Here is a 16,367-nt window from a genome sequence, read left to right on the forward strand (position 1 = left end):
CTGGAGGTTCTCCCGGGACTCAAGGGGCCTATGAACAGGCTGGCTGACGAGGACTTGGCGCTGCTGCTGCTGATCCGGTCCTTCGAACGGAAGCTGCTCGCGCTCTTCGAGCGGGGCGAGCTCAACGGCACCACCCACACCTGCCTCGGGCAGGAGTACGTCCCCGTCTCCCTGCGCCCGCTGCTGCATGACGGTGACTGGGTCTTCAGCAACCATCGCGGTCACGGTCACTATCTGGCCCGGTTCGAGGATCCCGAAGGGCTGCTGGCCGAGATCATGGGCCGGAAGGGCGCCGTTTGCGATGGTGTGGGAGGTAGTCAGCACCTGCACCGCGACCGCTACCTGTCGACCGGGGTGCAGGGACAGAGCCTGCCGGTGGCCACCGGGGTCGCCCTGCACCTGAAGCGGCGCGATCCTGGCTCGCTCGCCTGCGTCTACATCGGTGACGGGACGTGGGGCGAGGGGGCGGTGTACGAGGCGCTGAACATGGCGCGGCTCTGGCGGCTGCCGCTGCTCGTGGTGGTAGAGCACAACGGCATCGCCCAGTCCACGCCGACGGAGCTCCAGATGGCGGGGACCATCGCGGGGCGGGCGGCGGCCTTCGGGATCGAGCACACCCGGGTGACTAGCTTGGATATTTCCGAAATAAGGCGGCATCTCGCGCCTTTGGTGGAGACCGTCAGGGGTGGTGCGCCGTTGGTGGTGGAGTTCGCCACGCACCGTCTCGGACCGCACAGCAAGGGCGACGACACCCGCCCGCCGGACGTCGTACACCCCGACTGGTACGCCGCCTACCAGGCCGAACACCCCGACCAGTCGGCCGGCCTCGAAGCGGTGACCCGCGCCCGTGTCGACATGATCGCCGAAGAGGTGGCCGCCCGGCCCCCAGCCGTCTGGAATCCCACCGCCCGGCCCTCAGCCGTCGGGACCCCGGACGTCTGGACCTCCGCGTGAGGGTCGGTGAGAACCTCAACCAGGCCCTGCACGGCCTGCTCGGCGACGATCCCGGCGTCTACGTGCTCGGCGAGGACCTCCTGGACCCCTACGGCGGCGCCTTCAAGATCACCCGTGGCCTGTCCACCCGCTTCCCCGACCGCGTCCTGACGACGCCGCTGAGCGAGGGCGCGATCGTCGGCGCCGCCTCCGGCCTCGCGCTGGCGGGGGAGAAGGCCATCGTCGAGATGATGTTCGGCGACTTCGCCGCGCTCGCCTTCGACCAGATCGTGAACTTCGCCGCCAAATCAAGCTCCATGTACGGCCGGCGCGTCCCGATGCCGCTGGTCATCCGCTGCCCCTCGGGTGGCAACCGCGGCTACGGCCCCACACACAGCCAGAACCTCCAGAAGCACTTCATCGGCGTGCCCGGCCTCTCGCTGTTCGAGATGTCGCCGTTCCATGACAACCGCGCCGTCCTCGACCGCATGCTCGCCCTGGAAGAGCCCTGCCTGCTCTTCGAGGACAAGGTCCTCTACACCCGCCGGATGTACGAGGTGGACGAGCTGTTCTCCTGGGACCTGGTCGAGGACGTGGCCGTGGTGCGGTTCGACGGCGACCTCGACTACGCGGTGATCGCCCCCGGCGGCGTGGCGCACCGGGCCATCGCCGCCATGCGTACGCTGCTGCTCTCCCACGACCTCGCCGGGGCGCTGCTCGTCCCGTCGCGCCTGTACCCGTTCGACCCCACCGCCGTGCTGCCGCTGCTTGGTCAGGTGGGGCTGGTCTGTGTGGCGGAGGACGGCAGCGCGGGCGGCACCTGGGGCAGTCACCTCGCCGCCGACCTGCACACCCGGCTGTGGGGCTCGCTCCGGCGGCCGATCCGCCTGGTCAGCTCGGCCGACAGCGTGATCCCCACGGCCGCCCACTTGGAGCGTGACGTGGTACTGCAGGACAGCACGATCGGCAGGGCCGTACTGGAGGCGCTCGATGGGTGAGATCCGGGTCCCGAAACTGAACAACAACGACTCGGAGTACATGCTGCTGGAGTGGCTGGCGGAGGATGGGTCGCAGGTTCGGTGCGACGACCCGCTGGCGACGCTGGAGACCTCCAAGGCGGTGGAGGAGCTGGTCAGCGAGCAGGACGGGGTGCTCACCCAGGTGGTACGCGCGGGCGCGTCGTGCGCCCCCGGCCAGTTGATCGCCCGGATCGGCCCGCCACCAGCCGCCCTCCCGGAGCCTGTCCCGGCCGTTCTTCCGAAGTTAGTCCCGACCGCCGATGGCGGGCCGATCATCACGACGCCGGCCCGCGCGCTGCTGGACCAACTCGGCCTCGACCCCGCGCTGGTGGCCGGGCTGGATGTCAAGGTGGTACGCCGTACCGACGTGGAACGGGTCGCGGCGGCCACCGGCGCCAGCGCGGCCCCCGAAAACGCGGAGAGCACCACACTCCCCGATAACCCCGAGCGTGCCGCACCCCTCGACGGCGGACAGACCCGCCCGCTCTCCAACCACCAGCGCGCGGTCGGCAGGACCGTGACCCTGTCGCACCAGACCATCCCCGCCGGCTACACCGCGATAAAAGTCGACGTAACCCCCGCCCTGACGACCGCCCGCGCCCTGACCAGACGCCTCCGCAGGCTGGTCGGCCTCCCCGACCTGCTCATCGCCGCCGTCGCCCGGCTGCACGCCGACTTCCCGATGTTCTTCGCCGAACTCCTCGATGACAGAACCGCCCACGTCCATGACCAACCCCGCATAGGGGTGACGATCGACATGGGAACCGGACTCTATGTGCCGGTGATCCGCGACCGCCTGTCCGTGCCGGACATCGCCGAGCGGCTGGCCGAGTTCCGTGGGCTCGCCCAGCATGGCGGTTTCAGCGAGGCGCACCTCACGGGCGGGAACATCGTCGTCACCCTGCATCATGACGCCGACATCATCATGGCCATCCCGATCGTCTTCCCCGGTCAGGCCTGCGCCATCGCCCTCACCTCACCGCAGCCGGAAGGTGAACGGACGGTGGCGGCGATCGGTCTGGCCTACGACCATCGGCTGGTCAACGGCCGGGACGTCGTTCTGTTTCTGCAGGCGCTGAAGGAGACCCTAGAGAGTTCGCCCGAGGGCCTGTAGCCCGACCAGGTCGTCCGGGGTCGCGTCGGCGCTCCGGTCGAGCAGGCCCGGTAGCCGCGATCGCAGCGACACCGCCGCGAGCACCGCCATCGCCACGGCGAACAGCACGTACATCAGCCCCACCCCGCGCCCGGCGCCGGTGCCGATGAGCGCCCCGACGGTGGAGGCGAGCGGGCCGTCAGGGGCGAGCAGCGGGTCGAACACCGCCGCCCCGTACGGCGCCACGAGCCCGAAGCCGAGCGGCAGTGTGGACCAGGCGATCAGCGTGTTCAGCGCGAACACCCGGCCGTGGAACCGCTGCGGCACCTTGACCTGCACGATCGTGGCGTAGACACCGTTCAGCAGCGTCAGCCATAGCGACATTCCGAACGCCCCGATCCCGATCGTCACCAGATCCGCCCGCAACCCTGTGACCAGGCAGAACACCGCCAGCGCCAGCGTGCACCACAGCACCGCCCGCATCCGCCCCCGGCTCGGCCCGCCCCAGGCCGTCATGGTCAGACCGCCGAGGAAGACCCCCAGCCCGGACACGAACGAGATCCGGCCCACGTCCTGCAGCGTGCCGAAGGAGAGCACCAGCGGTGAGATCAGCAGGAACAGGGGGGACAGGAAGACGTTCAGCACCGCGAAGTAGAGGAGCATCTGACGGAAGCCCAGGTTGCCCCAGGAGTAGCGGAACCCGGCCGCCATCTCCGCCAGCACCGGCTCCTTCCGGCGCCAGGCCATCGCGGCGGGGAAGCGCACGAGCAGTGTCACCCCGATCGCGAACACGTAACTGGCCACGTCGAGCACCAGGATCCCCTCCAGCCCGATCACGGCCATCAGCCCGACGGCCGCGAGGGGGACGAGCAACTGCGTCATGCCACCGGCCATCTGGACGATGCCGTTGGCGTGCCCGAGGTACCGCTTGGGGACCAGCTGCGGCACCGCCGAGGTGTAGGCCAGCCGCTGGAACGTCAGCGCCACCGACAGCAGCGCGAGGAGCGGATAGACGTGCCAGGTCTGCAGGTTCCCGGTCCACAGCAGCGTTCCGAAGACGAGCTGGGTACCGACGGCGGCGGCGTCACCGCCGAGCATGACGGCCCGCCGGTTCCCGCGATCGACGATCGCCCCCGCCAGCGGCGCCACCACCATCCCCGGCACCAGCCCGACCACCGACAGCAGGGCGAACTGCGCCAGCGAGCCCGTGGTCAGATAGATCCAGATGGGGATGGCGAATCCGGTCAGCGCCGACCCCAGAAGGGACACCAGCTGACCACTGGCGACGGCCGTGAACCGCTTCATGCTGGGTTGTGGGCCGGCGGCGATGGCCGACACCCCGGCCCGCGACACCTCCCGCACCCGCCAACTGGCCCCACTCACCGCCGCCGCGCTGCCTGAACTCGCCGCCTCCGCATCTCCCGAGCCCGCTGCCTCCGCCTCGCCTGAGCCGACCGCCTTCGCGTCGCCTGAGGCCACCGCCTCCGCACCGCCTGATGCGATGGCGACGTGGGTACGGGTGACGATCTCGGCGAGCTCAGCCGCCCGATATTTCAGGAAAAAGTGTCCGGCCTCGTCCAGCTCCACCACGGCGGCCGTGGGCGCGAGGAAGTGCCACTCGCGGTACCGCTCCTCGAAGTACTCGGTCGCCGGATCGTGCTCTCCCGCCACGCTGACGATCGGCGCCCGCAGCCGCTCCACCGAGCTCGCGAACAGCCCGGTGAAGTACTCCTCCGCGGCCTCGCTGTCGCGCCGCATGTTCCTGATGATGTGCCGAGCCTGCCCCGGCTCCAGGTCGCCCATGTCGAGCCCCATGGACATCAGCCAGTTGGCGTAGCTCCGGTCACTACGGAGGAACTCGCGCCTGGCCAGCTTGGACAGCAGCGCCATGGGCCCCTTGCCAGGGCGGGCGAAGGGGAAGATCGCCCCGATGTACACCGCTTCGAGCTCGCGGCCCGCCGCCTCCAGCCGTCGCGCGATCTCGACGATCAGTGCCGACCCCACGCCGCAGTGCCCGTACAGCGCCACCGGCCCGCGTACCTTCTCCTGGATCTCGCTCACGCACCGGGCCGCCACCTCGTCCAGGGGCAGCCGCTCCTCGTCCAGGCCGACGTCGTGCCCGGGGATGGCCACCGACCACAGGGCGTAGGTCGAGGACAGGGCGTCGGCGAGCGGCTGGTACACCACCGCCGCGCCGCCGCCGTACGGCACGCACACATAGGTGAGCTCGGCGGGAGAGGTACGGCGTGGCGTCAGCTCGTGCAGGAGCCCGCGCGAGGCGGTGGCGGTGCCGTCGACGAGCGCGGCCAGCTCCCGGACGGTCGGATGCTTGAACAGGTCCACCACGGCGATCGGCGCGGCGCCGGGCGGCAGCGCCCTGCGCAGCCTGGCCACCACCTTGATCGCCAGCAGCGAGTGCCCACCCAAGCCGAAGAAGTCGTCGTCCACTCCGAAGTCGGCCATGTCGAGCGCCTCGGCCCAGACCGCGGCGACCAGGCGCTCCGCCTCCGTGGCCGGTGGGAGGCGCCGGCCCGGTTCCGCGCCGTCCGCCGATGACGTGGGGGCGGGCAGGCGGCGCCGGTCCACCTTGCCGTTGGCGGTCAGGGGCAGCTGGGGGAGGGGGACGAAACGGGTGGGGATCATGTACGCGGGCAGGGTCTCGGCGAGGTGGCCGCGCAGGCGGGTCGGATCCGCCTGGCCCACCACGTACGCCACCAGCTGCGCCTGGGTGCCCGAGCCATGGGTGGTGACCACGCACTCGGCCACGTCCGGGTGGCGGGCGAGGTGGGTCTCGATCTCACCCAGTTCGATGCGGTAGCCGCGGATCTTCACCTGCGCGTCGGCGCGGCCGAGGAACTCGATCGTGCCGTCCGCGGTGTAGCGGCCCAGGTCGCCCGTTCGGTACAGGCGCTCGCCGGTGCGGGGGTGGCTGATGAAGGCGGCGGCGGTGCGTTCCGGGTCACGCCAGTAGCCGGTGGCCACGCCGACGCCGCCGATGTACAGGTCACCGGGTACGCCGATGGGCACGTCACACCGGCCGCGGTCCAGGATGTGGAAGGACTGGTTGGCCAGCGGACGGCCGTACGGGATGGACGACCAGCCCGGCTCCACCTCGCCGATCGGATAGGAGATGGACCAGATCGAGCCTTCGGTGGCGCCGCCCAGACTGATGATCTCGGCCGCCGGGGCGAGGGCGCGGATCCGGTCGGGGAGGGTCAGCGGGATCCAGTCGCCGGACAGCAGCACCAGGCGCAGCGAGCTCAGGTCGGTGCCTTCGTGCTCGGCGTGGTCGACCAGGAGCTCCATGAGGGCGGGGACCGAGTTCCAGACGGTGACACGGTGCTCGGTGACCAGGCGGGCCCAGGCGGCGGGGTCCTTGTCGGCCGCCGGCTCGCCCATGACGAGGGTGGCGCCGGTGGCCAGGGCGCCGTAGACGTCGTACACGGACAGGTCGAAGCTGAGGGCCGACAGGGCGAGGATCCGGTCGTGCGGGCCGACGTGGAAGCGGTGGTTGAGGTCGCGGACGGTGTTCAGGGCGGCCTGGTGCTCGATCATCACGCCCTTAGGGGCGCCGGTCGAGCCCGAGGTGAAGATCACGTACGCGAGGTCGTCGGGCGTGGCCGGGCAGTCGGGAAGCGTCAGAGGGGCAGGCGGGCGAGTCAGGAGGGCTGAGGAAGGGGAAGGCAGGGGAGTCACCGAAAGGCGGGTCACGTCGGTGGGCCAGGTCAGGCCCAGCCGCGGCCGGCTCAGGTCCAGCCACGGCTGGGTCACCGCGACCCGGCACCCGCCGCGTGCCATCAGCTCGAATCGCCGCTGGTCCGGCAGATCGCAGTCGATCGGCAGGTACGCCGCCCCGGCCATGCTGATGCCCAGCACCGCCACGACCTGCTCCCACCCCCGCTCCATCACGACCGCGACCAGTTCCCCGCGCCCGACGCCCGCCGACGTCAGCTCGGCCGCCAGCAGCCCGGCCCGGCGGGCCAGCTCCGCGTAGGTGATCTCGCCGCCGGGATGGGCCACCGCGACGGCGTCGGGCGCCTGCGGCACCCGCTCCTCGAACGGGCGGTGCAGGAGGCCGGGGTCGCCGAGGTCGAGCCCGGTGTCGTTCCACCGCTCCCGCTCCTCTCGCTCCGGCGCGGTGAGCAGCTCGATGGTGGATACAGGGGCCGACGGGTCGGCCACGATCCCGTCTAGCAGGGCGGCGAAATGCCCGGCCATGCGCGAGATCCGCTCGGCCCCGAACAACGCGACGTTGTACACGAACAGGAACGAACCATCGCCATCCGTGTACAGCTCCAGATCGAACCGGGTGGCCCACACCCCCGGCGAGAACCCCTCCACGGTCAACCCACCGGACGACGGCTCGCCGCCGTAGTTCTGCATCGCGAACAGGACCTGGAACAGCGGCGACCGCGACACCTCCCGAGGCACGTTCAGCTCCGACACCAGCCGCTCGAACGGCAGCTCCTGATGCGCGTACGCGTCCATGGCCAGGTCACGCACCCGGTGCAGCAACCCCAGGAACGACGGATCCCCCGACAGATCCACCCGCATCGCGAGCATGTTGATGAAGCAGCCGATCAGCCCGTCCAGTTCCGGCAGCGACCGACCGGCCACAGGGGAGCCGATGGCCACGTCCTCCTGCCCGGCGTACCGGCCGAGCAGCGTCGCGAAGGCCGTCAGCAGCACCATGTACGGTGTGGCGCCGTGCTCCCGCCCGAGCCGCTCCAGCCGCGCCACCAGCGCGGGGTCGATAGTGAAAGCGTGCGCGGCGCCGAGGTAGGTCAGCTCGGGCGGCCGGGGGAAGTCCGTGGGCAGCTCCAGCGGCGACAGGCCGGCCAGCCGTTCCCGCCAGTAGGCCACGTCGGCCGCGTCGCCGGGCCGCTCGCGCTGCCAGGCGGCGAAGTCGCCGTAGCTGACGGGCAGGTCGGGCAGGGGCTCCCGGTCGTAGCTGGTCAGGAGTTCGCGGAGCAGGATGTTCGCCGACCAGCCGTCGGCGGCGATGTGGTGGACGGCGATGGCCAGCACGTGGTCGTCGGCGGCCAGCCGTACCAGCAGAGCCCTGATCACCTGGCCGGTCACCAGGTCGAACGGCTCGGCGAGGAAGCGGTCGACCAGAACCCGTGCCTCGTCCACGTCGTCGGCGGCGGCCACGGTGAGCGGGACGGCGGCGTCGGCCGCGACCGTCACCGTGGGCTGTCCGTCGTCGCCGACCGGGAAGCGGGTCCGCAACGCCTGGTGCCGGGCGGCGACCTGGTTCAGCGCACCGGCCAGCAGGGAGGCGACGAGCGGGCCGCGCAGCCGCCGCACGAACGGGACCGTGTGCGCGGGGTTCCCCGGCGCGTACTGCTCCATGAACCACAGCCGCTCCTGCGCGTACGACAGCGGCGGCGCCTGACCGTCCGGCAGCGCCGGAATCGTCGGCACGCTCTTGCGCCGCCGTAACCGCTGGGTCAGCAGCGCCCGCTGGGCCTCGGTCAGCTCGGTCACAACGCGTCCTCCGGGTCGAGCATGCTGAGCGCCTGTTCGTCGGACAGCCCGGCCACCTCCGCCACCAGCGCCTCCTCGACGGCGCGCGCCAGCTCGGCGACGGTACGGCGGGCGAACAGCGTACGGATCGGCAGCTCCACACCCGCGATCGCCCGCAGCCGGGCCGCCACCCTGATGGCGAGCAGCGAGTGCCCGCCGAGCGCGAAGAAGTCGTCGAACGCGCCGACCTTGTCCGCGCCGAGCACCTCGGCCCAGACGTCGGCGACCAGCTCCTCCGCGTCCGAACGCGGTGGCGTGGCGTCGGTGCCCGCTGCGCGGCCCGGATCCGGCAGCGCGCCCCGGTCGAGCTTGCCGTTCGCGGTGAGCGGCAGCGCGTCGAGCACCACCCAATGAGTGGGGACCATGTACGGCGGGAGCCGCCCGGCCACGTGGTCGGCCAGGTCGGCCGTCTCGCCCACGACATAGGCGACGAGCTCGCCGTCCCTGGCGACCACCGCGGCCTGCCGTACGTCCGGATGCGTCCGCAGGCAGTGCTCCACCTCGCCCGGCTCGATACGGAAGCCCCGCACCTTGACCTGCTCGTCGACTCGCCCGAGGAACTCCAGCAGCCCGTCGGGACGCAGCCGCACCCGGTCTCCGGTACGGAAGTACCGGCCGCCGTCGGGGAGCCGGACGAAGCGCTGGGCCGTCAGCTCGGGCGCGCCGAGATAGCCGCGGGCGACGCCGGGGCCGCCGATGTACAGCTCGCCGGGGGCGCCGGGCGGAGTGGGCGTGCCGTGCGGGTCGAGGATCCGGACCGTGGTGGCCTGGATGGGGCGGCCGATCGGCGGGTGCGGGTCCTCTCCGGTCAGGTCGGCGGCGGTCGCGACGATCGTGGCCTCGGTGGGGCCGTAGGTGTTGACCAGGCGTACCCGGTCGCCGAACCGTCGCCGCCAGCGGGCCACGGCGGTGGCGTGCACCTGCTCGCCGCCGATGACGACCAGGCGGAGGGCCGTCGGCCAGGCGATCTCGTCGATCAGGTCCACGAGGTGGTGGAAGTACGCCGTCGGCAGGTCGAGGACGGTGACGTCGGGCCGTTCGGCGAGCAGGTCGGGGAGGGTGGCGCCGCCGTCGGGCACCAGTACGACGGTGGCGCCGGTGGTCAGGGCGGGGTAGAGCTCTTCGGCGTGGGTGTCGAAGCTGAGGGAGGCCAGCTGGACGACCTGGTCGCCGGGGCCTAGGCCGTACTCGTCACGCATCCACCGGATCCGGGCGGCCAGCCCGGCGTGCTCGACCCCCACGCCCTTGGGGGTGCCGGTGGAGCCGGAGGTGTAGATGACGTAGGCCAGGCCCGGCGCTTGGGCGCGGGGGTCGTCCACGGCGGTCAGGCCGTATGCGGCTGCCAGGTCGTCCGCGGCTCTCCGGGCGTCCGAGACGACCGGGCCGGTGCCGCTCGTGCTGGTCAGGTCGTCCGGGACGATCAGGCGGGCGCCGCTCGTGGCGATCATGTGACGCAGCCGGGCGGCCGGATAGGCGGGGTCGAGCGGCAGGTAGGCGGCTCCCACGCGCCAGATCGCCAGCATCGCCACCACCGCGTCGACCGACCGGCCGAGACGGAGGCCGACTATGTCGCCAGGGCCCGCGCCGCGCCCGGCCAGCTCGGTGGACAGCCGGGCCACCCGCTCGGCCAGCTCGCCGTAGGTCACGCTCTCGGACCCGCAGACGACGGCCGTCTCACCGGGGTGGGCGGCGACGGCCGCCGCGACCATCTCCGGCACGTCGCCACCCGGCACGTCGCCACCCGGCACGTCGCCACCCGGCACGTCGCCACCCGGCACGTCGCCACGCGGCTCGCCGGTCCCCTCGCCACCGGGCTCGATGCTCCGGCCATCAGCCAGCTCGGTGGTCCTTTCGTCACCGTCGCCGCTGACCGAGGCGATCAGCGCCGTATCGGCCGCGGTGAGCACCGGCAGGGCCGACACGGGGGCGTGCCGGTTGTCCGGGTCGGCGATCCCGCGTAACAGCACCGCGAACCGTTCCGCCAGCCCCGCCACCGTCTCCGCGTCGAACAGCCCCGCGTCGTACCCGAACGCCACCCGCAGCCGCCCCGGCGCCTGCCACGCCTCCACCACCAGGTCGAACTTGGCCTGCCGATACCCATCGTCGAAGTACGACATTTCCAGATCGTCGGCGAGCCGATCCCGCTCCCCATCGGGCGTCTGGCTGTTCAGCGTCAGCATGGTCTGGAACATCGGCTTCCTGGTGATGTCCCGCTCGATGTCCAGCTCCGCCAGCAGCCGCTCGAACGGCACGTCCTGATGCGCCATCGCCTCCAGCACCGTCCGCCGCGTCCTGGTCAGCAGCTCCTCCAGGGTCGGATCGCCCGACAGGTCGCCGCGCAGCACCAGCGTGGTGCTGAGGTAGCCGACGATCGGCCCCAGCTCCACCCGATCCCGCCCGGCGGTGGGCGAGCCGACCATGATGTCCGTCTGCCCGGTGTGCCGGGCCAGCAGCACCTGGTAGGCCGCCAGCAGCACCATGAACAGGGTGCTCCGCTGCCGCCGCGCCGTCGCGTCCAGCGCCTTGGCCAGGTCGTCGGGGATGTCCAGCAAGTGAAAGTCGCCGCGCGCCGGTCCCGGCGTGTGCGGGCGGTCGGTGTGCAGCGCCAGCGTGGGCGGGTCGGCGAGGCGTTCCCGCCAGTACTCCAGTGCCGCGCTCCCGTCCTGCTCCCGCTGCCAGCGCGCGACGTCCCCATGCTGTACGGCCAGCGGCGCCAGGCTCCCCGACCCGGCGTACAGCCTGGCCAGGTCGTCCAGGAGGACGGTGATCGACCAGCCGTCGGCGATGATGTGGTGTAGCACCACGCACAGCACGTGGTGGTCCCCGCCCAGGCGGATCAGCGTGATCCGGAGCGGCGGTGCCGCACCGAGGTCCAGGGGAGCGTTGGTACGGGCGGTGACCAGCGCGCGGGCCTCCGCCTCGTCACCCGCGTCGAGCAGTTCGACGTCGGTGGGCCGTCCGGCGTGCTCGACGACGGCGACCGGCCGCCCGTCCACCTCGGGAAAGCGGGTGCGCAGCGACTCGTGCCGGGCGAGCAACGCGGTCAGCGCCCGTCGCAGCGCCTCGGGATCGAGAGGGCCGCGGAGCCGGCGCACGATGTACATGTTGTACGAGGCGTCGTCCGGATCCAGCCGATGCAGGAACCACAGCCGTTCCTGGCCCGCCGACAGCGGAGGCAGCGTGCCGGGCGGGCGCGGGGCGAGCGAGAGGCCCGGGCCCTCCGGCAACCCCTCCAGCGTCGCCGCGAACCCGGCCACCGTCGGCTGCCCGAACAACGTCCGCAACGGCACCGTCGTCCCCGCCGCCGCCAGCCTGGCGATGACCTGGGTGGCCAGCAGCGAGTGCCCGCCCAGGGCGAAGAAGTCGTCGTCAGCGCCGACGTCGCCGATCCTGAGCACGTCGCCGAAGATCCTGGCCACCTGCCGCTCACGCGCGGTACGCGGCGGGCCGCCGCGCCCCGCCACCGGCCCGGTCGGCTTGGGCAGCGACAGCCGATCGACCTTGCCGTTGGGCGTCATCGGCAGCGCGTCCAGCACCACCACGACACCCGGCACCATGTAGGCGGGCAACCACCTGGCCGCGTGTTCGAGCAGGTCGGTGGGGTGGTCCGGGGTGGTCTCCACCTCCGGTCTGGTCGCCACGTCCGGCCTGGTCTCGACCTCCGGCTTGGTCGCCACGTCCGGCGCGGTCTCCACGTAGGCGACCAGTTCGTCCCCGCGGACGACGACGGCCGCCCGCCGTACGCCCGGATGCGACTCCAGCGCGGTCTCGATCTCGCCCAGCTCGATCCGGTGCCCGCGCAGCTTCACCTGTCCATCGCCCCGGCCCAGGAACTCCAGGGTGCCGTCGCCGAGCCACCTGACCCGGTCACCGGTCCGGTAGAGGCCGTCCGCGAAGCGCTCGGCGGTCGCTTCCGGCCGGCCCAGGTAGCCGAGCGCGAGCCCGGCCCCGCCGATCGCGAGATCACCGGGTACGCCGATCGGCGTCGGCCGACCGGAGCCGTCGAGCACGTGGACGCGGGTGTTGGCGATCGGCCGCCCGATGCTCACCCGGCCGGGCTCGGCGGGGACCTCCCAGGCGGTGGACCAGATCGTGGTCTCCGTCGGCCCGTACATGTTGAACAACCGCGCCACCCGCCGCCGCAGCCGCCTGGCCAGCGCAAGGGGCAGCGCCTCGCCGCCCGCCAGCGCCACCAGCCCGGAGGTGTCGAGCCCGGCGGAGAGCAGCATGTTCCAGCCCGAGGGGGTGGCCTGGACGTGCGTGACGCCCGACGCGGAGATCAGCCCGGCGAGCGCGGCGCCGTCCCGCACGGTCTCGTCGTCGGCCAGCACCAGCCGCCCACCGGTCACCAGCGGCAGGTACAGCTCCAGCCCCGCGATGTCGAAGGACAACGAGGTGCTGCCCAGCCACACGTCCGCAGGCGCGGAGCCGAGCAGGTGCTCCATCCCGGCCAGCAGGTTCACCAGCGCCGAGTGAGGCACGACCACCCCTTTCGGGCGGCCGGTCGAGCCGGAGGTGTAGAGCACGTAGGCGGCCGACCGGCCATCGGGCCCGGCGGCGACGTCGCTACTGGCAGTCGGAAGCCGGGAGTTGTCCAGCGTGAACCGGGCTCCGGAGTCCGCCAGCATGTAGGCCACCCGGTCGGCAGGCAGCGCCGGGTCGATCGGCAGGTAGGCGGCCCCCGCCAGCAACACACCGAGCAGAGTCCCGGGCAGCTCCACCGACCGCCGTCCACGGACCGCGACCACGGATCCGGGACCCGCGCCGCGCTCCCGCAGCTCACCCGCCACCCGCACGGCCTGGGCGGCGAGCTCCGCGTAGGACAGGCGGCGGTCGCCGCACGAGACGGCGGTCGCGTCCGGCCGCAGCTCCGCCTGCCGCATGACCAGGTCCACCACGGTCGCGTCCGGCACGTCCAGGGCGGTGCTGTTCCAGGTCCGGTCGAGCAGCTCGCGTTCGGCGGCGGGCAGCAGGTCCAGCTCCGACAGACGAGCCTCGGGAGCGGCGACGATCGAGGCGAGCAGGGTCTGGAAGCGGGCCACGAGCCGGGTCACCGTCTCCCGGCCGAACAGCTCGGCGCCGTAGAAGAGCGCCCCGTGCCAGCCCCTGCCCGATGGCCAGAGATCCATCCGCAGATCCACCATGGCCGGCGGCGCCCCGTGCGGGAACGGCAGGCTCTCCATCCCGGCGAACGACTCCGCCTCCGCGTACCCGACAGCGGAGTTGTGCAGCGCCAGCATCGCCTGGAACAGCGGCGTACGCGACAGGTCGCGCTCGATGTCGAGCGCGGACAGCACCCGCTCGATCGGCACCTCGCGGTGCGCCATCGCCTCCAGCACGGTCCGGCGGGTACGGCGCAGCAGCTCGCTGAACGGCGGATCCCCCGACAGATCCCCCCGGAGCACCAGCGTGGAGGCGAACAGCCCGACCATCGGCTCCAGCTCCGGCCGGTCACGACCGGCGGTGGGCGAGCCGACCACGATGTCGTCCTGCCCGGCATGCCGGGCCAGCAGCACCTGGTAGGCGGCCAGCAGCACCATGAACACCGTCGAACGCTCGGCCCTGGCCAGCCGGGACAGCTCGCCGGCGAGTTCGGGCGGCAGGTCGAAGTGCACTTCGCCGCCCGCGCTGCCGCGCTGCGCGGGACGCGGCCGGTCCGTGGGCAGCTCCAGGGGCGTCGCCCCGGCCAGCTTGGCCGTCCAGTAGTCGGCGTCGGTGTGGGAGACCCGCTGGGTGCCGGCGTACTCGGCGTAGCTGACAGGCAGGTCGGGCAGCGCGGCCGGTTCGCCCTCTGTGCGGGCGAGGTAGTAGGCGGCCAGGTCGCTCAACAGCACGTTCAGGGACCAGCCGTCGCCGATGATGTGGTGCAGCACCACGCACAGCACGTGGTCGTCGTCCGCCAGCCGGACCAGCGTGATCCGCAAGGGTGGAGCGGCGGCCAGGTCGAAGGGCGTGTTGACCCGTTCCTCCAGCAACCGCACGACCTCAGACTCGTCCGGAGCCGCCCGCTCGGAGGGCTCGTCCGGAGCCGCCCGCTCGGCGCCCGAGAAGGGGACCGCCCGATCGAGGACCACGAACTCCACCGGCACCGCCGCCCCCGGCGGGTCGATCACCGCTATCGGCAGCCCGTCCTGTTCGGGGAACCTCGTACGCAACGACCCATGCCGAGCCATCACATCCCCGAACGCCCCCGTCAGCGCCCCGACGTCGAGCGCCCCCCGCAACCGGCGCACCGCCGCCACCCGATAGGCCGCGTCCGACGGATCGAGCCGCTGCAGGAACCAGAGCCGCTCCTGGCCCAGGGAGATCATGGCCGCAGCCCGCCGATGGCCGCCGCCACCCCGGTGATCGTCGGATCGTCGAGGAAGACGTCGAACGGCACCTCCACCCCGAGCCGTTTCCTGATCCGCGCGCTGATCTGCGTAATGGTCAGCGAGTGCCCGCCGAGGTCGTAGAGGTCCTCGTCCGGCGCGATGTGATCCATCCGCAGGACCTCCATCCAGATCAGCCGCACCTGCTCGACCAACTCCGCGTCGACCTTGTCATGCGCGGGACCGGCTTCCTGCGGCGCCTCCAGAGCGATCTGGGGAACGACCTGGGGGACAGCTGGGAGCAGATCGGCGAGCCGTACGTCCGGATCAGCGGCGACCGCCCGCAGCACCGCCCTGAGGTGGTCCCCGGCCAGCTCGACATCCTCCCGGGGAATGACGTCCGGGCTGTAGTGCAACGTCAGGTGCAGCCCGTCGTCGCCGTCGACGGCCTGGAGGTGGAGCGCGTTCCTGACCGTATGGCTGGACATCTTCCATTCCACCGACAGCTTCAGCTTGGGGAAGACCTGTTCGGGCGCGCGCCGCCGGAAGCTGATGGACACCGGCGCCAGCGCCACCCTCGGCTTGATCCCGCCCACCGCCCTGGCCACGGGCACCTCGCGGAAGGCGTTCAGCTCGCGCAGTTCGCTCCGGATGCCCAGGGCCAGCTCACGGAAGGAGCCCTCGGCCGAGAACGACGCGAACACCGGCAGTTCGGTGGCGAACAGGCCGATGTCGTCTCGGGTCTCAGCGGTCCGGGTCGACATGGCCACGGCCACAGGGGTGTCGGCGTTGCCGTACCGATGAAGGAGGGCGTGCACGGCGGCCAGGAAGACCTCGAATCTCGTCACGCCGGATAAGCCGGGCATGTCATCAGTCAGGGTGAGCAGGACGGTCTCGCCGCGCTCGGCCAGCCGCGGCGATCGTGTCACCCCGTTGATCACCACCTGCGGCACCTCGCGCCAGCGCGCCCGCCAGTACGCCTCCGCCTCCGGCGACGGCTTCTCCTCCGCTCCGTACGGCATGGGCAGCGGCGGAAGCGGCGCCCCGGAGTAGGCGGCGGCGAGATCCCGTACCAGCAGGTCCTTGGACATGCCATCGAAGACCAGGTGATGAGCCACGAACAGCAGCAGATGCCGCGACGGCGAGACCTCCGCCAGCGTGAACCGGGCCAGCGGCCCGGCGGACAGCTCGAAGGGTCGCGCGATCTCCCGCTCGATCAGCGCCTCCGGGTCCGGCTCCACGACGAACGCGACCGGCGGGAGGTCCCTGGCGGGCACCAGGTGCAGCGCGCCGTCGCGCTCCTCGAAGGCGTGGCCCAGCACCGGGTGCCGCGCGAGCACCGCCCGGCACGCCGCCAGCATCGCCTCCCGCTCCAGCGGTCCGTCGAACCACATGGCGAACGGCATGTGGTACGCCGTGCCGGTGCCGTGCAGCACCTCGGTGATCCACATCCCGTGCTGGGCCTGTGAGGCCAGGACCATG

General features: G+C 72.0%; 6 protein-coding genes. 3 read left to right on the forward strand and 3 right to left on the reverse strand.

Translation table 11 applies throughout. From position 1 onward, the window contains the following. The first annotated feature begins 30 nt into the window (after positions 1-30). From AB0J16_RS10320 to AB0J16_RS10330, 3 genes are read left to right on the forward strand one after another with little or no spacing between them, the layout of a single operon-like run. Positions 31-954, forward strand: a complete 924-nt coding sequence (locus AB0J16_RS10320; RefSeq protein ID WP_358536866.1) for a thiamine pyrophosphate-dependent dehydrogenase E1 component subunit alpha — start codon at positions 31-33, stop codon at positions 952-954. Then, positions 951-1,931, forward strand: a complete 981-nt coding sequence (locus tag AB0J16_RS10325; RefSeq protein ID WP_358536868.1) for a transketolase C-terminal domain-containing protein — start codon at positions 951-953, stop codon at positions 1,929-1,931. The genes AB0J16_RS10320 and AB0J16_RS10325 overlap by 4 nt, the downstream gene beginning before the upstream one ends. Next, positions 1,924-3,066: a 2-oxo acid dehydrogenase subunit E2 gene (locus AB0J16_RS10330; RefSeq protein WP_358536870.1), complete on the forward strand. Its 1,143-nt coding sequence runs from the start codon at positions 1,924-1,926 to the stop codon at positions 3,064-3,066. Before AB0J16_RS10325 ends, AB0J16_RS10330 begins: the two co-directional genes overlap by 8 nt. Here the strand turns inward: AB0J16_RS10330 and AB0J16_RS10335 are convergent. From AB0J16_RS10335 to AB0J16_RS10345, 3 genes are read right to left on the reverse strand one after another with little or no spacing between them, the layout of a single operon-like run. After that, complete coding sequence (locus tag AB0J16_RS10335) at positions 3,040-8,535, reverse strand: amino acid adenylation domain-containing protein (RefSeq protein ID WP_358536872.1); 5,496 nt, start codon at positions 8,533-8,535, stop codon at positions 3,040-3,042. The two genes, AB0J16_RS10330 and AB0J16_RS10335, sit on opposite strands and share 27 nt — an antisense overlap. Then, entirely contained in the window at positions 8,532-14,885 is a 6,354-nt protein-coding gene (locus AB0J16_RS10340; RefSeq protein WP_358536874.1) for an amino acid adenylation domain-containing protein, read from the reverse strand. The genes AB0J16_RS10335 and AB0J16_RS10340 overlap by 4 nt, the downstream gene beginning before the upstream one ends. Further along, positions 14,882-16,366 (reverse strand): condensation domain-containing protein, encoded by a 1,485-nt coding sequence (locus AB0J16_RS10345; protein ID WP_358536876.1) that lies wholly within the window; start codon positions 16,364-16,366, stop codon positions 14,882-14,884. Before AB0J16_RS10345 ends, AB0J16_RS10340 begins: the two co-directional genes overlap by 4 nt. Position 16,367 lies beyond the last annotated feature (1 nt).

This window comes from Nonomuraea sp. NPDC049750, assembly GCF_040659625.1.
GTDB lineage: Bacteria > Actinomycetota > Actinomycetes > Streptosporangiales > Streptosporangiaceae > Nonomuraea.